Raw genomic sequence first — 16657 nt, forward strand, 5'->3', positions numbered from 1 at the left:
CCGCCTCGGCACTCTTTTGGCTTACCTCTTCCACTTTAGAGTGCCTGACGAACATACAAGCCCGGATGCAATCCGGGGCGATTACCAGATGCCCGACAATTGCGGCATACCCGGTGCGCATGGCGCACCCTACGTAAAGATCGGTGCACGCCGTGGGGTGCGCCGCGATGAAAAAGGTGGTGCAGCGATAATGGTCTCAGGCGCGCAAGCGCGACTGCCGTTCGATGCGGCTCTGCAGGCGATACAGATAGCCGAAGCCCTGCTCCCAGTAGCGGTGCCCGGACTTCAGGTTGATATGCCCGACACCGCTCAGAATCATCGCCTCGCTGCCCCAGGCACGCGCCAACTCCATGGCGCGCAGGGCGCTGGCCGCTGCGTCGTTGTCGGAACCCACCAGCAGGCTGGGAAAGGGCAGCAGATCACGCGGCATCGGCGCAAAATTCTGCAGCGCCTCGGGGCAGCCCGTCCGCTCGACATCGGCTGGCGCGACCAGCAGCGCACCGCGCACTCGGCGCAGCAACTCCACCGGCGCCTGCGCGGACCAGTGCGCCACCGTCACGCAACCCAGGCTGTGGGCGATGAGGATCGTCGGACGCGGATCGTCGGCAATTGCCTGGTTCAACGCGGCGATCCAATCGCCACGCTGCGGGTTGAGCCAGTCCTTCTGCTCGACTCGCGCGCTGTTAGGCAGGCTGCGTTGCCAGTGACTTTGCCAGTGTTCTTCGGGCGAGCCCTGCCAGCCCGGCAGGATCAGATAACGGATTGCTTCGCTGCCCATGACGGCACCTCCTTGAATCGAATGGCGGCAGTCTAGGCAGCACGAGACAATTACAAAAAGAATAAGAATTTATTTACTTATTCCATAAATCCAGCAAACCGCATCACGCCTCATATTCCAAAAAAGCATATAAATGTTCTTAAACAATATTTTTAAGAATATTTACGTCTCTCTACTATCCACTCCACGCCAGCGTCGGTACTCCATCCCACCGCCGTGGCGACCTGTTCACAAGGAGCCTGGAAATGACCGCGACGCTGAGAAACCTGGAAGGCCAGGACGAAGCCGTGATCCTGCGCGAGATCCAGACCGCCCTGCATGGCCTGAAATTTGGCTCGGTGGAAATCACCGTGCACAACGGCCAGGTCGTGCAGATCGAGCGCAAGGAAAAGATTCGCCTGCAACAACCGAACGCCAAGACCCCCTGAGCCAAGCAAGCAGCCCGACTGGACCACCGGAGGGCGTGACCATGAAAAGAATCCAGCCATGAACACGCACCGCCATCGTTGCTGTCGCCCGCGAATGTGCGACTGACCGCAACGAACCAGAGCCAACATAAAAACCCAGTCAGGAGCTGCACCATGTCCCTTCGTCGTTTTGCCCTGGCCGCGCTGGCCAGCAGTCTGATCGCCGGCCCGGTGGCCGCCGCACAAACCCTGCTCAACGTGTCCTACGACCCGACCCGTGAGCTGTACAGCGAATTCAACGCCGCCTTCAACAAGCACTGGCAGGCCCAGGGCAACGAAGCGCTGACCATCCAGCAATCCCACGGTGGCTCGGGCAAGCAGGCCCGTGCGGTAATCGATGGCCTGCGCGCCGACGTGGTGACCCTGGCTCTGGCCGGCGATATCGACGAGCTGTACAAGCTCGGCAAGCTGATCCCGGAAAACTGGCAGGAGCGTCTGCCGGACGCCAGCACCCCCTACACCTCGACCATCGTGTTCCTGGTGCGCAAGGGCAACCCGAAAGGCCTGAAGGACTGGGATGACCTGGTCAAGCCGGGCGTGGAAGTGATCACCCCGAACCCGAAAACCTCCGGTGGCGCACGCTGGAACTTCCTCGCTGCCTGGGCCTATGCCCAGCAGAAGTACGGCAGCGAAGCCGAGGCCAAGGCCTTCACCGAGAAGCTCTACAAGAACGTCCCGGTGCTCGATACCGGCGCCCGCGGCTCGACCATCACCTTCGTCAACAACGGCATCGGCGACGTGCTGCTGGCCTGGGAGAACGAGGCCTTCCTGGCGCTCAAGGAAGAAGGCGGGGAGAACTTCGAGATCGTCGCGCCGTCGCTGTCGATCCTCGCCGAACCGCCGGTGAGCGTGGTCGATCAGAACGTCGACAAGAAAGGCACCCGCAAAGTCGCCGAGGCCTACCTCAACTACCTGTACAGCGAGGAAGGCCAACGCATCGCCGCCAGGCACTTCTACCGCCCACGCAACCAGGCGGTGGCGGCCGAGTTCGCCAAGCAGTTCCCGCAGCTCAAGCTGGTAACCATCGATGCTGACTTCGATGGCTGGAAAACCGCTCAGCCGAAGTTCTTCAACGATGGCGGCGTCTTCGACCAGATCTACCAGGCCCAGTGATCCGTAGGGTGGATCACGCTGCACCGATCCACCATCGCCCCCTGCGAGCGCCGCTGGTGGAAGTGAAAAGCGACTTCCACCCTACACACCAGGCTGCGCGCACCCTACTCCGCACAGGTTCATTCCATGTCCCACCGCACATCCCCCGTCATACCCGGCTTCGGGCTGACGCTGGGTTACACCCTGGTGTACCTCAGTCTGTTGGTGCTGATTCCCCTGGGTGCCATGTTCGTCCACGCTGCCCAGCTCACCTGGGATCAGTTCTGGGCAATCATTTCCTCAGCGCGCGTGCTGGCCGCCCTGAAACTGAGCGTCGGCACCGCCTTTCTCGCGGCCATCATCAACGGCGTGATCGGTACCCTGCTGGCCTGGGTGCTGGTGCGCTACACCTTCCCCGGTCGCAAGATCATCGAGGCGATGATCGACCTGCCGTTCGCCCTGCCCACGGCCGTTGCCGGTATCGCCCTGACCGCGCTCTATGCGCCCAACGGTTTGATCGGCCAGTTCGCCACGGCCCTGGGCTTCAAGATCGCCTATGCGCCGCTGGGTATCACCCTGGCGCTGACCTTCGTCACCCTGCCCTTCGTCGTGCGCACCCTGCAGCCGGTGCTGGCCGACATCCCGCGCGAGGTCGAGGAAGCCGCCGCCTGCCTCGGTGCCAAGCCGCTGCAGGTGGCACGCCATGTACTGCTGCCGGCGCTGCTGCCGGCATGGCTGACCGGCTTCGCCCTGGCCTTCGCCCGTGGCGTGGGCGAATACGGTTCGGTGATCTTCATCGCCGGCAACATGCCGATGAAGACCGAGATCCTGCCGCTGCTGATCATGGTGCAGCTGGACCAGTACAACTATGCCGGCGCCACCGCCATCGGCGTGCTGATGCTGGTGGTGTCGTTCATCCTGCTGCTGCTGATCAACCTGCTGCAGCGCCGCATCAGCCATTCTTGAGGAGCCAGGCATGTCATCTGCAACCCTGACGGCCAGCGCCGTCAACAATGCCGCGCGCCGCGGTAACGCCCTGGGCCGCCGCCTGCTGATCATTTCGGCCTGGCTGGTGTTCGCCTTCTTTCTGCTGCTGCCCTTGTTCGTGGTGGCAAGCGAGGCGCTCAAACAGAGCGTCGGCGTGTTCGTCGCCTCGATCCTCGAACCCGACGCCATCAGCGCACTGAAACTGACCCTGCTCGCCGTGGGCATCGCAGTGCCGCTCAACCTGGTGTTCGGCGTGGCCGCCGCCTGGTGCGTGAGCAAGTACCAGTTTCGCGGCAAGAGCGTGCTGGTGACCCTGATCGACCTGCCGTTCTCGGTATCGCCGGTCATCGCCGGCCTGATCTATGTGCTGCTGTTCGGCGCCCAGGGCTTCTTCGGCCCCTGGTTGCGCGAGCACGACATCCAGATCATCTTCGCCCTGCCCGGCATCGTCCTCGCCACCGTGTTCGTCACCCTGCCCTTCGTCGCCCGCGAGCTGATCCCGCTGATGCAGGAGCAGGGCACACAGGAGGAAGAGGCCGCGCGCCTGCTCGGTGCCAACGGCTGGCAGATGTTCTGGCACGTGACGCTGCCCAATATCAAATGGGGCCTGATCTACGGCGTGGTGTTGTGCACCGCCCGGGCGATGGGCGAGTTCGGCGCGGTATCGGTGGTCTCCGGGCACATCCGCGGCTACACCAACACGCTGCCGCTGCATGTCGAGATTCTCTATAACGAATACAATCACGTCGCCGCCTTCAGCGTTGCCAGCCTGCTGCTGCTTCTGGCGCTGTTCATCCTGCTGCTCAAGCAGTGGAGCGAATCCCGTATCAACCGCCGCAAAGCCAGTGCTGGCGAGGAATAAACATGAGTATCGAAATCCGTAACGTCAGCAAGAACTTCCATGCGTTCAAAGCGCTGAACGAGATCAATCTGAACATCCAGAGCGGCGAACTGGTCGCCCTGCTCGGCCCGTCCGGCTGCGGCAAGACCACCCTGTTGCGCATCATCGCCGGCCTGGAAACCCCGGACAGCGGCACCATCGAGTTCCACGGCGAGGACGTCTCCAACCACGACGTGCGTGATCGCAACGTCGGCTTCGTGTTCCAGCACTACGCGCTGTTCCGCCACATGACGGTGTTCGACAACGTCGCTTTCGGCCTGCGCATGAAGCCCAAGCGCGAGCGCCCGAGCGAAGCGGTGATCCAGCAGAAGGTGCACGAACTGCTCGACCTGGTGCAGCTCGACTGGCTCGGCGATCGCTACCCGGAGCAGCTCTCCGGCGGTCAGCGCCAGCGTATCGCCCTGGCCCGCGCCCTGGCAGTGGAGCCGAAAGTGCTGCTGCTCGACGAACCCTTCGGCGCCCTCGACGCCAAGGTACGCAAGGAGCTGCGCCGCTGGCTGGCGCGCTTGCACGAGGACGTGCACCTGACCAGCGTATTCGTTACCCACGACCAGGAAGAAGCCATGGAAGTGGCCGACCGCATCGTGGTGATGAACAAAGGCGTGATCGAGCAGATCGGCACGCCGGCCGAAGTCTACGAGTATCCGGCCAGCGATTTCGTCTACCACTTCCTTGGCGACGCCAACCGCCTCTACGTCGGCAATGATCACCACGTGCTGTTCCGCCCACACGAGGTCGACCTGTCCAGCGAACCGAGCCCGGAGCACAAGGCCGGCGAGGTGCGCGACATTCGCCTGCTCGGCGCGATCACCCGCATCACCCTCAAGGTCGAAGGCCAGGACGAACTGATCGAGGCCGAAGTGGCCAAGGATCACGTCAGCCTGGACAACCTCGCACGCGGCACCACCCTGTACTTCAAGCCCAAGGGCGGCAAGCCGGTCAGCGCCCAGGTGTAGCACTTCCTGGGCTGGGCCGGGCGATAGTACGTAGGGTGGGCGTAGGGTGGGCTTCAGCCCACCGACTACACCGACTGGAGCTCAACCTTTGTTTGGTGGGCTGAAGCGAATCGTCGCCCGGCCCACCCTACGGAGCTACGAAGCTACGAAGCCGCGATCGCCATGATCGCCCTGCGCCCCTTCGGTGAAACCTGCAGCGCCCGCGAGTTCGTGCTGCGCCGCAGCCAGCCCTCGCCTTCGCACAGACTCAGCAACGCCGCGCCCAGCGCACCACCGAGATGCGGCTTGCGCTCGCTCCAGTCCGGGCAGGCACAGAGTCGCTGGCGGCGCTGGCGGTTGATCTGCTGCAGATCGATGCCCAACGCCTGCAGCCCCTGCTCACCGCTTGCCGTCAGCTGCAGCGCACCGCCCTCCTCGCTCAGCCATTCGGCTGCACGCATGCGGGCGAACACGCCGACCGCCAGTTCGCCGGCCAGATGGTCGTAACAGGTGCGCGCCTCACGCATGGCCTGTGGCGTCCCGCGTGAAGCCGGCACCACGCGGGGTTGCCGTGGCTGTGCGGCCAGCGCGGCACTGGCCAGGGCTTCGACCAGTTGCCCGACTTCCGGCCCGGCCAGACGGTAATAGCGATTGCGCCCATGGCGCTGCTGCGCCAGCAGGCCGCCTTCTACCAGCTTGGCCAGGTGCGCGCTGGTCGACGACGGCGACAGCCCTGCGAGCAAGGCCAGCTCGCCGGCCGGCCGCGCGCTGCCGTCCATCAGCGCCCAGACCATGCTGGCGCGCCCGGCATCGGCGAGCAGCGCGGCAATCGAACTGAAACCCGGTGCGTATTCCATAGTTCACCTCATGACGAAACATGGCGTGCAGCAAATGTGGATACTGGCAGGCAATTTCAGTCAGAGCCAGCCAGGGAGAAACCGATGCTCGCCGTGATCTTCGAAGTGCAGGCCAGGCCAGGCCTGCAGCAGGACTATCTCGACCTCGCCGGCGAGTTGCGCCCGCTGCTCGCCGAGCAGCCGGGCTTCATCTCCATCGAACGCTTCCAGAGCCTGACCCAGCCGGGAAAGATCCTGTCGCTGTCGTTCTGGCAGGACGAAGCCGCGATCCAGGCCTGGCGCCAGCGCGAGGAACACCGGCGCGCACAGACGGCAGGACGCGAGGAGGTCTTCAGTCACTATCGCCTGCGCGTGGCCCAGGTGCTGCGCGACTACGGCATGCACGAGCGCGAACAGGCGCCAGCCGACAGCCGCGCGATCCACGAGCAGGGGCAGCGCGATGACTGAGCACCTGCCGCTGATCCTCGCCACCTTCCTGCTCGCCGGCATGGTCAAGGGTGTGGTCGGCCTTGGTCTGCCGACCATCGCCGTCGGTCTGCTCGGTCTGGTGATGGCGCCACTGCAGGCCGCCGCGCTGCTGATCATCCCGTCGATGGTGACCAACATCTGGCAGTTGTGCGACGGTCGCAGCCCGCTGCCAATGCTGCGCCGGCTCTGGCCGATGCTGCTGGGAATCCTGTGCGGCACGCTGCTGGTGGCCGCCCTGCTGCAGAGCCTCGACCTGCCCGGCGCCAGCCGCTGGCTGGGCGTCGCGCTGGTGATCTACGCAGTGCTTGGCCTGGCCAAGGTGCACTTTCGCGTGGAGCGGGCCAAGGAAGGCTGGCTGAGCCCGGTGATCGGTGCGATCACCGGTGCGATCACCGCAGTTACCGGCGTGTTCGTGATTCCCGCCGTGCCCTACCTGCAGGCCATCGGCCTGGAGAAGGACGATCTGGTTCAGGCCCTGGGGTTGTCCTTCAGCGTCTCCACCCTGGCTCTGGCGGCAGCGCTCGGTCACAGCGGTGAACTGCTGCAACCGGCGGTGCTGGGTGTATCGGCCCTCGCCCTGCTGCCGGCACTGCTGGGCATGGCCGCCGGCCAGTGGCTACGCAAGCGCATCAGCGCGGAGCGCTTCAAGCGCTGGTTCTTCATCGGCCTGTTGCTGCTCGGTGCCGAGCTGGCGCTGCGCGGTCTCTGAACCTGAGCATCAAACGGCGGCTGCCTGCGAGTGCTTGAGGCCGAACCATTGCAGCTCGGCCAGCAGCGCCACCGCCAGCGCCTGAGCGATGACGAAGGCATAGCCGAACAGGTTCGGCGACAGCCAGCCGATCGCCAGGACCAGCAGACTGTCGATCACCCACAGCGCGTTGACCGCGATCACCGCCCAGATGGCCTGGCGGCTGATTTCGGCGCGGTTGGACAACCACACCAGCAGCGCCGCGAAAGGCAGCAGCGCGCTACCGGCGACCAGCAACAGCAGGCGCGGCAATTCGAGGAAGGCGCCCAGCCAGCCGGCCGCCAGGACCAACAGCAGGCCGGTGACGCCGCTGAGCAGGCCGTCGAACAAGAGAGCATTGCGCAGCATCGGGGTGGGTTGCAGTGCGTTCATGATGAATCCTCCGTAGCGGCACCGGGGTGGTGCCTGGCCTACAGATTTCGCCGAAACGAACAGGGCGTCGATTACCTGCCAGGTAATGGCCGACATGACCTGGCTGAACTATCGTGCAGGCCATGAACACTACCCAGACCGCCGGCGCCCTGTTGCGCCAATGGCGCCAGCGGCGCCGCCTGAGCCAGCTCGACCTCGCCTGCGAGGCACAGATATCGACTCGCCACCTGAGCTTCGTCGAAACCGGACGCGCACAGCCCAGCCGCGAGATGCTGCTGCACCTGGCCGAGCAGCTGGAGATACCCCTGCGCGAGCGCAATCGTCTGCTCAGTGCAGCCGGTTTCGCCCCGCTGTACAGCCAGTACGAGCTGAGCGACCCGGCGCTGGCTCCAGCCCGCCAGGCCATCGAACAGTTGCTCAAGGCCCATGAACCCTATCCGGCGCTGGCCATCGACCGACAGTGGAACCTGCTGGCAGCCAACGCCTCGGTCGGCCCCTTCCTCACCGGCATGCCGGACTTTCTGCTCGGCCCGCCGCTCAATGTGATGCGCCTGTCGTTGCACCCCGAAGGCCTGGCACCGCGCATCGCCAACCTGGCGCTGTGGCGCGCACATCTGCTGATGCGCCTGCAGCGCGATGCAGAAATCAGCGGCGACGAAGCCCTGTTCAGCCTGCTCGATGAACTGCGCGGCTACCCGGCGCCGGCAGAAGTCCCTGCGCCGCCGAGCGATGCCGTGCTGGTGCCACTGCAATTGCACAGCGAGCAGGGCGTGCTCAGCCTGATCAGCACCATCACGGTCTTCGGCACACCGAATGACGTGACCCTCGCCGAACTGGCGCTGGAGACCTTCTTCCCCGCCGACGCCTTCACCGCCGACTACCTGCGCAACCTGGCGAAAAGCCCCTGAACGGTAGCGATTTCCGACGAAATCACTCTTTCGGGTCATGCTCCGCGACGCTTGGCGCAGTAGTCTTGGCGCTGCGTCCTTGACGCCGCCCACTGCATACCTGCTCAAAACAATAACAAGGAGCACCCCGGATGCGCTGTAAAGCACTGTTGCGCCATGCTTTTTTCTGGTCGCTCGGACTCTTCGTCGGGCTCTCGCCAGTGGCCTTCGCCGAGGCCGTCAGCCCGCAGGAACAGATTCAGGTACACGCCAGCCGCGCTACCAGCAGCCTGATGCTGTTACGTGGCGAAGGTTTCCAGAAGACTCATCAGCAGCGCCTGGAAGCCGACCTCGCCGCTCTGGCCGGCGCCATGCAGAGCCTGCCGCAGGGCAGCGCCGAACTCACCAGCGCCCATCAGGCCCTCGTTACCCAATTGCGCAACGGTGTTTCCTATGGCCCCGGTGACGAGAACGTGCCCTGGCGCTTTCCCGAAGACCTCAGCCGTGCCCTGCGCGACTTCCTCGGCACGGCCCGGGCCCTGCCGGGCGCCGAAGGCCAGAGCGAGCTGGCGGCGAAGGTCGAGTACCTCTGTGTGCAATACCTCAGCCGCTCCTACCTGGGCACCTTCGAGATCGCCCGCGAGCAACCCGGCACCTACCTCGGTCAGGACGAACGCCTGCTGCTGCCCGCCATCGACAGCGAGCTGCAGGCAATCGAGGATCAATCCGACCCGCAGGTGACCAAGCTGCAGACGCGCTGGAGCTACCTGCGTGCCGCGCTGGCCGACATGAACAGCCAGAGCAACACCCTGCAGAGCGTCTCCGGCCGTCCCTTCGCGCCCATTACCGTGGATCGTCACGCACGCTCGATGACGGCGCAGTGGATGGCGATGTTCTAGAAAGGCTCGCGGCTAAAGCCCCTCCCACAAAACCGAATGGCCGTGGGAGGGGCTTCAGCCGCGACGAACAGCAGCACGTGCTCAGGCCAGCGCCTTCTTCTCGCGAATGCAGGTCGGCCCGGCGATTTCCACCACGGCATGTTCGACTTCCTTGCGCAGGCCGAGCAGGAAAGCCAGTTCAGCGGCCACGAACAGCGGGCCGATCACCAGCCCCATGACGTCATCGACGAAGGCCGGCTTGCGTCCTTCGTAGTAATGCCCGACGAACTGGATGACCCAGCCGACCACGAACAGGCCAATGCCTGCCGTCAGCCACAGGGCAGTGGAAGCGTTAGCCAGGCTGGCACCGGCCCACAGGCACAGCCCCAGCAGCACGGCCATGAGCAGGCCGAAACGGGTATCCAGGCGCAGATAGAACACGGCGGCAGCCAGGGCCGTCAGCGTGGCAGGCGCCAGCCACAGGCCGGCGAGATGGAAACCTGGCCGCGACAGCAGCACGGCAACCGCCAGCACGATCATCGGGATGCCGAGGAAATGGCTGGCGATATTGCGCCGGTCGCGATGGTAGGCGGCATATTGCGCCAGGTGATCGACGAGGGTTTTCATTATTATCGTCCTCAGGTGTGAAACGGGCCCGAACATGATCCCCCCACCTTGGCCTGCCGCACTGTCGGCTAGCCGACAATGGCAGGGACGGCCACATCGCCGCGCAACCTCACAGGAGCCGCAATGCCCGATCCCCGTCACCATCTCAACCTGCTGAACCAGGGTCACTGGTTCGCCGCATTGCCACCAGCGCTGCGCCAGAGCCTGCTGAACATGGCCCAGGTGCAGCGCCTGGACGCCGGCCAGCGGCTGTTCCGCCGGGGCGACAAGCCCTGCGGGCTGTATGCGGTAGTGGAGGGCGCAGTACGCGTCGGCGCCATCAGCGAAAACGGCAAGGAGGCGCTGCTGACGCTGGTCGAGCCGCCCTACTGGTTCGGCGAAATTTCCCTGTTCGATGGCCTGCCGCGCACCCACGATGCCTTCGCTGAAAGCGCCAGCACCCTGCTGCTGCTGCCTCAGCACGACCTGCTCGCCCTGCTCGAACGCGAGCCGGTCTACTGGCGCGACTTCGCCCTGCTGATGAGCCACAAGCTGCGCCTGGCCTTCATCGCCCTGGAAGACATGAGCCTGCTGCCCGCCGCGCCACGCCTGGCCCGACGCCTGCTGCTGATCGCCGAGAACTATGGCGAAAGCGAACCGCGCCGGGTACTGCACCTGGCTCAGGAGCAGTTGGCACTGATGCTCTCGCTGTCACGCCAGACCACCAACCAGATCCTCAAGGAGCTGCAGGCGCAGGGCGTGGTTCACCTGACCTACGGCGAGATCGAAATTCTCGACTTCGAGCGTCTGCGCCAGTGGGCCTCCTGAACTGCTGGCGCCCTGCCACTGTCCAACCCCTGTCGTTTTTTCTGCAGGAAGTACCGTACCGATGCCAGACAACACTCACACGCCACTGCCCGATGTGCTCGCCGGCCCGCTCTTGCGCCGGCTCGAGCCGGGGCGCCTGGTACTGTGGCTGGTGGCCAGTCGCGAGCTGACCCTGCAACTCCTGCTGCAACCCGAAGGCCAGGCGCAACGGATACATGCACTGGGCGAACACTGCCAGCAGTTGCCGCTCGGCCAGCATGCCGTGCTGCACCTGATCGACCTACCGCTCGAGCAGGCATTGCCGCAGGACGAGCGCATCGCCTACGACCTGCAGATCATCGACAGCGCGGGCGTGAAAGGCATGCGCGACTGGGCGCCGCACCTGCTCTACGACGGCGCCGAGCAGGCCGATTTCGTCCTGCGCTCGCGTGTCGACCACCTGCTTCACGGCTCCTGCCGCAAGCCGCACCATGCGGCTGATGACGGCCTGCTCTGCGCCGACCGCCTGCTGGCAAATAAGCCCGAAGCCGAGCAGCGCCCGGCGCTGCTGCTGATGAGCGGTGATCAGGTCTATGTCGACGATGTCGCCGGACCACTGCTGTGCGCCATTCACCAACTGATCGCCCGCCTCGGCCTGTTCGACGAGTTTCTCGACGGTGCCGTGGTCGAGGACAGCCAGGCGCTCTACGCCAACCCGGTCGGCTACTACCAGCGCGCCAACCTGCTGCCAGCGGTGAAGAGCAACCAGACCCTGCGCGACAAGTTCTTCGGCGGCGTGGAGAAGCCGGTCTTCACCAGCAGCAGCGCCGACAACCATCTGGTGACCTTCGCCGAGATGATCGCCATGTATCTGCTGGTCTGGTCACCGCTGCCCTGGACGCTGATCAGCGAACAGCAGCCGCCGCTGGACGAGGAACAACAGCAGCGTTATGCCAACGAACGCGAGCGCATCGAGGCCTTCCGCCAGACTCTCGGTCAGGCTGCACGGGTGTTCGCCCACCTGCCGACGCTGATGATCTTCGACGACCACGATGTCACCGATGACTGGAACCTCTCCGCGCGCTGGGAGCAGACCGCCTACGGCCATCCCTTCTCCAAGCGCATCATCGGCAACGCCCTGCTCGCCTATCTGTTGTGCCAGGGCTGGGGCAACAACCCCGATGTATTCGATGAGCCGCTGCAGGCCTTTGCCGAACTGCTGCAGCAGCGCCAGGACGACCACCTCCAGGCCAAGGCGCAGGACGCGCTGATCGATCAGTTGCTGCATTTCGAGCACTGGCACTACGTGCTGCCGACCACGCCGGCACTGCTGGTGCTGGATACCCGCACGCGCCGCTGGCGCAGCGAAGGGCATCTGTCGAAACCCTCGGGGCTGATGGACTGGGAAGCGCTGTGCGACTTCCAGCAGGCGCTGCTCGATCACCCCAGCTGCATCATCGTCTCGCCGGCGCCGATGTTCGGCGTGAAGCTGATCGAGGGCATCCAGAAACTGTTCACCCTCGCCGGCCACCCGCTGATGGTCGATGCGGAAAACTGGATGGCCCATCGCGGCGCGGCCAGCGTGATGCTGAACATCTTCCGCCATTCGCGTACGCCAGGGGACTTCGTCATCCTCTCCGGCGACGTGCACTACTCCTTCGTCTACCGCGTGAACATCCGCCATCGCCGCGCCAGCCCGACCATCTGGCAGATCACCAGCAGCGGCATCAAGAACGAATTCCCGGCCGAGCTGCTGGACTGGTTCGACCGTCTCAACCGCTGGCTCTACGCGCCCTGGTCACCGCTCAACTGGCTGACCAAGCGCCGACGCATGCGCGTCACGCCGCTGATCCCCGACCGCAGCCGCTCGGGCGAACGCCTGTGGAACAGCGCCGGCCTCGGCCAGGTGTTCTTCGACGAACAGGGCCGGCCCAAACGCATTCTGCAACTCAATGCCGACGGCTCGAAGCCGGTGGCCTTCATCAACGAACGCGAGGAGCGGCCAGCCCCGGCCATTACGCCTCGGAGTAGCAACATCGCTCCGTAGGACGGCTTGAGCATCGCGATACCCATCAACCCGCCAGGTACCGCTGCGCTCGACCCAGGCAGCGATTGGCCGTGCACAGCCCCTCTCAGCGTAGCTTCTCGAGCATCTGGTAGTACCACATGCCCGCCGCCAGCATCGGGTTGCCGAGCTGGTCGCCCAGCGGCACCTTGATGTGCTTGCAGGCGGCGAAGGTATCGTACTGCTCCAGGTCGCCGGTGATCGCCTTGGCCATGATCTCACCCATGATGTGGGTGGTGGCGATGCCATGACCGGAGTAGCCCTGGCAGTACCAGACGTTGGACGAGAGCTTGCCCAGCTGCGGGATGCGGTTCATCACGATGCCCATGGCGCAGCTCCACTGGAAGTCGATCTGCACGCCCTTGAGCTGCACGAAGGTGCTCTCGATGCACGGACGCAGTTCAGCGGCGATATCGCGCGAATCACGTCCGGAGTAGTTGCAGCCACCGCCGAACAGCAGGCGGCCATCGGCGGTCAGGCGGTAGTAGTCGAGCACGAAGCGGCAGTCGTACACGGCCAGGTCCAGCGGGTTGATCTCTTTCGCCAGGTCGCCCAGCGGTGCGGTGGTGACGATGCCGCCCATGGCCGGGAAGATCAGGCCCTTGAGCGTGCGCCGTTCGAGCTTGTGATAGACGTCGCCGGCCAGCAGCACCTGCTTGGCCTCGATGCGCCCGCCCGTGGTGACCACCGCAGGACGCGGGCCGTGGACGATATCCAGCACCTCGGAATGTTCGAAGATCAGCGCGCCCAGGCTCTCGGCGGCCTTGGCTTCGCCGATGCACAGGTTGAGTGGATGCAGGTGCATGTTGCGGGTGTTCTTCAGGGCGCCGCAATACAGATCGCTGCCGAGCTGAGCCCGTACACCGGCCGCGTCGAGCAGGGTGACATCATCACCCATGCCACGGCGCAAAGCCTCGTCGTAGGTCGCCTTGAGCTCGTCCATGTGGCTGGCTTTCATCGCGGTATGCAGATGGCCGTGTTTGAGGTCGCAGTCGATGCCGTACTTGGCCACGCGGTTCTTGATGATCTCGTGGCCACGCCAGCGAAGGTGCCAGATGAAGTCGTCCACGTCATCGCCCAGCGTGTTGCGCATCTGCTTGCGCATGGCCTCGTCGCCGGACAGGCTGCCGGTGACCTGGCCGCCGTTGCGCCCGCTGGCGCCCCAGCCGACCTTGTTGGTCTCCACCACGGCCACCTTGAGGCCGCGCTCGGCCAGTTCCACTGCCGTTGCGATGCCGGTGAAGCCGCCGCCGATGATGGCCACGTCGACAGTGACACTGCCCTGCAGCGTCGGGTAGTCGGTCTCGACCTTGAGCGAGGCCGAGTAATAGGACGGCGCGCGCTCGGCGGCGGGTTTGACGGCTTGGTTGATCGCGTTCATTGCATATCCTTGAGGTGCGTTCGCACCGATGAATCTTGGATCGCGGCTGAAGCCGCTCCTACCATGCTTAACCCGTAGGAGCGGCTTCAGCCGCGATGCGGTTTAGTCAGGCGTTGCTCAGATACCAACGCCAGTCCTGCTCGCCGACTTCGCCCATGAACTGGCGATACTCGGCACGCTTGACCGCAAGAAAGACCTTGAGGAAGTCGGCGCCAAAGGCATCGCGCGCCCAGCTGGAGCGCTCCAGCGCCTGGATCGAAGTCAGCCACTCGGTCGGCAGCAGGGTCTTGGCCTGGGCATAGCCATTTCCCTGCACCGGCGCACCGGGGTCGAGGCGATCAGCAATGCCACGGTGAATCCCGGCAAGAATCGCCGCCGCCGCGAGATAAGGGTTGGCATCGGCGCCGCAGATACGGTGCTCGACGTGCCGGGTACCCGCCGGGCCACCGGGCACGCGCAGGCTCACGGTGCGGTTGTCCACACCCCAGGTCGGCGCCAGCGGCGCGTAGCTGTTGGCCTGGAAGCGCCGGTAGGAATTGGCGTTGGGGCAGAACAGCAGCAGCGAATCGAGCAGACTGGCCAGCATGCCACCAACGGCCTGGCGCAGCAGCGGCGTGCCGGCGGGATCGATGCTGGCGAACAGGTTGCTGCCCTGCGCATCGGCCAGGCTGACATGCATGTGCATGCCGGTGCCGGCCAGGTGGTCGAAGGGCTTGGCCATGAAGCAGGCCTGCATCCCGTGGCGGTGCGCCACGCCTTTGACCAGGCGCTTGTAGCGCACCGCCTGATCCATCGCCGCCAGCACCGGGCCGTGCTCCAGGGTGATTTCCACCTGGCCGGGGGCGTACTCGGAAATCGCCGTGCGCGCGGGAATGCCCTGGGCCTTGCAGGCGGCGTAGAGATCACGCAGGAAGGGTTCGATCTGTTCCAGCTCGCGCAGGCCATAGACCTGGGTCTGCCGTGGACGGCCGCCGTCGGCATCCAGCGCCGGCTGCGGGCGACCCTGGGCATCGCGCTTCTGGTCGAGCAGGTAGAACTCCAGCTCGCAGGCCATCACCGGGTAATACCCCTCGGCTTCGAGCTGATCGATCACCCGGATCAGCAACTGCCGTGGATCGGCCGGCGTGGCTGGCAGACCTTCGGTCGGGTGCATCGACACCTGCACGGCGGCGGTGGGCATCTGTCGCCAGGGCAGGCGCACCAGGCTACCGGGCAGCGGATAGGCGCGACAGTCGATATCGCCCACCTCCCAGACCAGGCCGGAATCCTCGACATCCTCGCCCTGAATGGACAGGCCGAGCATGGTGCTCGGCAGCGGCCGGCCGCTCTGGTACAGCGCCAGCAATTCCTCGCGGTGCAGCAGCTTGCCGCGCGGCACGCCATTGGCGTCGAGGATGAACAGCTCGATCAGCTCGATATCGGGATTGCTGGCCAGGAAATCCTGGGCTTCCTGCACAGCAGCGAAAGTCGTCATATCGCACTCGCTTGCGCCAGTTGGGCGCTCGGTGTCTGCACGGCCCGCTCGATTCTTGAACAGGTTGCACAGGCAGACAAGGTGATAGCAGCGGCTGCGGGCATGGCGCAGCCATCGATATTCAGCGGGCGGGGACGGCGTCCGGCGGGCGAGCGTGGCGGCAGTGCCACAGTGCCCAGAAGGCGAGGATGATGGTCAGCAGCGGGTTGAGCCGCTCCAACAAGCGCCGCCGCGCAGGAGCGCGGTACAGCGGAACATGGACTTGGCAGGCCGGGAAGATCATGGCTTGGCAGCGTCGCACAGGGTTTGACGTGCGTTAAATCGGGTTTTTCATACGCTTGGTTATGCGCCAGCTAAACAAAGCTGCACAGCCCCTGCACTGCGATGCGCCATGGGCACCGCGCCAGCCAACAACCACACACTTGCCTAGCACGAGGGCAAAAACCGGATGATGCGCACTTTTGTTTCCCCCATCTCAAGGGATGCGCAGTACGCCATGTTCGAACAAGCCTTCAAGAATATCGACGACATCCTGCACAAGGATGCTGGTGCCAGCTGCGAGCTGCACCAGGCCTTTAGCGGCAATCTCTAGCGCTGCACCGTGTTGCGTAGAAAAATCCCGGCCGCCTTCGACGGGCGTTGTCGCGCAACAAACTGCGCAGAAGCCAGGGGGGCCTAGTCCTTGCTGGCGGTACTCCTGATCTGTCGTGATCGCCAGCAAACTGGCTCCTACAAGACTCCCTCCACTCGATCCTCTGCTAATCGGCAGATCATCGCCAACCCACCTCGGGCCATGTGGGAGGGGCTTTAGCCGCGAGGTGCGCAGCGCATTGCAGCCTATCGCGGCTAAAGCCACTCCTACAGAGTCCAGCATCTATTTTCCCCGCACAGCGCCGTTGTCTAGCCGCGCCAGGCAACCTCCAGACAATCTGCAAAAAAATGTGCAAAACCCGC

General features: G+C 64.7%; 17 protein-coding genes. 11 read left to right on the top strand and 6 right to left on the bottom strand.

What is annotated here, in order from left to right:
* Positions 1-196: 196 nt before the first annotated feature.
* A complete protein-coding gene (locus ACN0X6_RS24095) occupies positions 197-778 on the bottom strand; it encodes an RBBP9/YdeN family alpha/beta hydrolase (protein ID WP_417707821.1) in 582 nt (193 codons plus the stop codon).
* Between the two features lie 245 nt (positions 779-1023).
* On the opposite strand from ACN0X6_RS24095, the gene oscA reads away from it, so the two are divergent.
* The 5 genes from oscA (at position 1024) to ACN0X6_RS24120 (ending at position 5181) form a co-directional block, all read left to right on the top strand.
* Entirely contained in the window at positions 1024-1206 is a 183-nt protein-coding gene (gene oscA, locus ACN0X6_RS24100; protein ID WP_125836172.1) for a sulfur starvation response protein OscA, read from the top strand.
* 153 nt (positions 1207-1359) lie between these two features.
* Positions 1360-2358 carry a sulfate ABC transporter substrate-binding protein gene (locus tag ACN0X6_RS24105; RefSeq protein ID WP_417707823.1) on the top strand — a complete coding sequence of 333 codons (999 nt, stop codon included), beginning with the start codon at positions 1360-1362 and terminating at the stop codon, positions 2356-2358.
* A 126-nt stretch (positions 2359-2484) separates the two neighbouring features.
* Positions 2485-3303: a sulfate ABC transporter permease subunit CysT gene (gene cysT, locus ACN0X6_RS24110; protein ID WP_417707825.1), complete on the top strand. Its 819-nt coding sequence runs from the start codon at positions 2485-2487 to the stop codon at positions 3301-3303.
* Between the two features lie 10 nt (positions 3304-3313).
* A complete protein-coding gene (gene cysW, locus ACN0X6_RS24115; protein ID WP_417707826.1) occupies positions 3314-4186 on the top strand; it encodes a sulfate ABC transporter permease subunit CysW in 873 nt (290 codons plus the stop codon).
* 2 nt (positions 4187-4188) lie between these two features.
* Complete coding sequence (locus tag ACN0X6_RS24120) at positions 4189-5181, top strand: sulfate/molybdate ABC transporter ATP-binding protein (RefSeq protein WP_417707828.1); 993 nt, start codon at positions 4189-4191, stop codon at positions 5179-5181.
* A gap of 143 nt (positions 5182-5324) precedes the next feature.
* Here ACN0X6_RS24120 and ACN0X6_RS24125 read toward each other — a convergent pair whose 3' ends face one another.
* The gene (locus ACN0X6_RS24125; protein WP_417707830.1) at positions 5325-6017 is read right to left on the bottom strand and encodes an ArsR/SmtB family transcription factor; all 693 of its coding nucleotides are present in this window, start codon (positions 6015-6017) and stop codon (positions 5325-5327) included.
* An 84-nt stretch (positions 6018-6101) separates the two neighbouring features.
* Between ACN0X6_RS24125 and ACN0X6_RS24130 the strand changes: the two genes are divergently transcribed.
* Complete coding sequence (locus ACN0X6_RS24130) at positions 6102-6464, top strand: antibiotic biosynthesis monooxygenase family protein (protein WP_417707832.1); 363 nt, start codon at positions 6102-6104, stop codon at positions 6462-6464.
* The gene (locus tag ACN0X6_RS24135) at positions 6457-7194 is read left to right on the top strand and encodes a sulfite exporter TauE/SafE family protein (RefSeq protein WP_417707833.1); all 738 of its coding nucleotides are present in this window, start codon (positions 6457-6459) and stop codon (positions 7192-7194) included. Before ACN0X6_RS24130 ends, ACN0X6_RS24135 begins: the two co-directional genes overlap by 8 nt.
* 9 nt (positions 7195-7203) lie before the next feature.
* Here the strand turns inward: ACN0X6_RS24135 and ACN0X6_RS24140 are convergent, their stop codons facing one another.
* Entirely contained in the window at positions 7204-7605 is a 402-nt protein-coding gene (locus ACN0X6_RS24140) for a hypothetical protein (RefSeq protein ID WP_417707835.1), read from the bottom strand.
* A 122-nt stretch (positions 7606-7727) separates the two neighbouring features.
* On the opposite strand from ACN0X6_RS24140, the gene ACN0X6_RS24145 reads away from it, so the two are divergent.
* Both ACN0X6_RS24145 and ACN0X6_RS24150 read left to right on the top strand, forming a co-directional pair.
* Positions 7728-8513, top strand: a complete 786-nt coding sequence (locus ACN0X6_RS24145) for a helix-turn-helix domain-containing protein (protein ID WP_417707837.1) — start codon at positions 7728-7730, stop codon at positions 8511-8513.
* A 131-nt stretch (positions 8514-8644) separates the two neighbouring features.
* Positions 8645-9391, top strand: a complete 747-nt coding sequence (locus ACN0X6_RS24150) for a hypothetical protein (protein WP_417707839.1) — start codon at positions 8645-8647, stop codon at positions 9389-9391.
* Positions 9392-9472: 81 nt separating this feature from the next.
* Here ACN0X6_RS24150 and ACN0X6_RS24155 read toward each other — a convergent pair whose 3' ends face one another.
* A complete protein-coding gene (locus ACN0X6_RS24155; RefSeq protein WP_417707841.1) occupies positions 9473-9997 on the bottom strand; it encodes a DUF962 domain-containing protein in 525 nt (174 codons plus the stop codon).
* A gap of 123 nt (positions 9998-10120) precedes the next feature.
* On the opposite strand from ACN0X6_RS24155, the gene ACN0X6_RS24160 reads away from it, so the two are divergent.
* Together ACN0X6_RS24160 and ACN0X6_RS24165 are read left to right on the top strand one after the other, a co-directional pair.
* Positions 10121-10804, top strand: a complete 684-nt coding sequence (locus ACN0X6_RS24160) for a Crp/Fnr family transcriptional regulator (protein ID WP_417707843.1) — start codon at positions 10121-10123, stop codon at positions 10802-10804.
* 61 nt (positions 10805-10865) lie between these two features.
* Positions 10866-12830: an alkaline phosphatase family protein gene (locus ACN0X6_RS24165; RefSeq protein WP_417707844.1), complete on the top strand. Its 1965-nt coding sequence runs from the start codon at positions 10866-10868 to the stop codon at positions 12828-12830.
* Positions 12831-12915: 85 nt separating this feature from the next.
* Here ACN0X6_RS24165 and ACN0X6_RS24170 read toward each other — a convergent pair whose 3' ends face one another.
* A complete protein-coding gene (locus tag ACN0X6_RS24170; RefSeq protein ID WP_417707845.1) occupies positions 12916-14229 on the bottom strand; it encodes an NAD(P)/FAD-dependent oxidoreductase in 1314 nt (437 codons plus the stop codon).
* A gap of 106 nt (positions 14230-14335) precedes the next feature.
* Positions 14336-15703, bottom strand: coding sequence for a glutamine synthetase family protein (locus ACN0X6_RS24175; RefSeq protein ID WP_417707847.1), 1368 nt, complete (start codon positions 15701-15703; stop codon positions 14336-14338).
* Positions 15704-16657: the final 954 nt, after the last annotated feature.

It is taken from the genome of Pseudomonas sp. (assembly GCF_048269965.1).
In the GTDB taxonomy this organism is placed as follows: Bacteria; Pseudomonadota; Gammaproteobacteria; order Pseudomonadales; family Pseudomonadaceae; genus Aquipseudomonas.

What these genes read in the sequence shown, in the direction of transcription:
- ACN0X6_RS24095 (WP_417707821.1), bottom strand. Translation starts at nt 778, where the DNA reads ATGGGCAGCGAAGCAATCCGTTATCTGATCCTGCCGGGCTGGCAGGGC.
- oscA (WP_125836172.1), top strand. Translation starts at nt 1,024, where the DNA reads ATGACCGCGACGCTGAGAAACCTGGAAGGCCAGGACGAAGCCGTGATC.
- ACN0X6_RS24105 (WP_417707823.1), top strand. Translation starts at nt 1,360, where the DNA reads ATGTCCCTTCGTCGTTTTGCCCTGGCCGCGCTGGCCAGCAGTCTGATC.
- cysT (WP_417707825.1), top strand. Translation starts at nt 2,485, where the DNA reads ATGTCCCACCGCACATCCCCCGTCATACCCGGCTTCGGGCTGACGCTG.
- cysW (WP_417707826.1), top strand. Translation starts at nt 3,314, where the DNA reads ATGTCATCTGCAACCCTGACGGCCAGCGCCGTCAACAATGCCGCGCGC.
- ACN0X6_RS24120 (WP_417707828.1), top strand. Translation starts at nt 4,189, where the DNA reads ATGAGTATCGAAATCCGTAACGTCAGCAAGAACTTCCATGCGTTCAAA.
- ACN0X6_RS24125 (WP_417707830.1), bottom strand. Translation starts at nt 6,017, where the DNA reads ATGGAATACGCACCGGGTTTCAGTTCGATTGCCGCGCTGCTCGCCGAT.
- ACN0X6_RS24130 (WP_417707832.1), top strand. Translation starts at nt 6,102, where the DNA reads ATGCTCGCCGTGATCTTCGAAGTGCAGGCCAGGCCAGGCCTGCAGCAG.
- ACN0X6_RS24135 (WP_417707833.1), top strand. Translation starts at nt 6,457, where the DNA reads ATGACTGAGCACCTGCCGCTGATCCTCGCCACCTTCCTGCTCGCCGGC.
- ACN0X6_RS24140 (WP_417707835.1), bottom strand. Translation starts at nt 7,605, where the DNA reads ATGAACGCACTGCAACCCACCCCGATGCTGCGCAATGCTCTCTTGTTC.
- ACN0X6_RS24145 (WP_417707837.1), top strand. Translation starts at nt 7,728, where the DNA reads ATGAACACTACCCAGACCGCCGGCGCCCTGTTGCGCCAATGGCGCCAG.
- ACN0X6_RS24150 (WP_417707839.1), top strand. Translation starts at nt 8,645, where the DNA reads ATGCGCTGTAAAGCACTGTTGCGCCATGCTTTTTTCTGGTCGCTCGGA.
- ACN0X6_RS24155 (WP_417707841.1), bottom strand. Translation starts at nt 9,997, where the DNA reads ATGAAAACCCTCGTCGATCACCTGGCGCAATATGCCGCCTACCATCGC.
- ACN0X6_RS24160 (WP_417707843.1), top strand. Translation starts at nt 10,121, where the DNA reads ATGCCCGATCCCCGTCACCATCTCAACCTGCTGAACCAGGGTCACTGG.
- ACN0X6_RS24165 (WP_417707844.1), top strand. Translation starts at nt 10,866, where the DNA reads ATGCCAGACAACACTCACACGCCACTGCCCGATGTGCTCGCCGGCCCG.
- ACN0X6_RS24170 (WP_417707845.1), bottom strand. Translation starts at nt 14,229, where the DNA reads ATGAACGCGATCAACCAAGCCGTCAAACCCGCCGCCGAGCGCGCGCCG.
- ACN0X6_RS24175 (WP_417707847.1), bottom strand. Translation starts at nt 15,703, where the DNA reads ATGACGACTTTCGCTGCTGTGCAGGAAGCCCAGGATTTCCTGGCCAGC.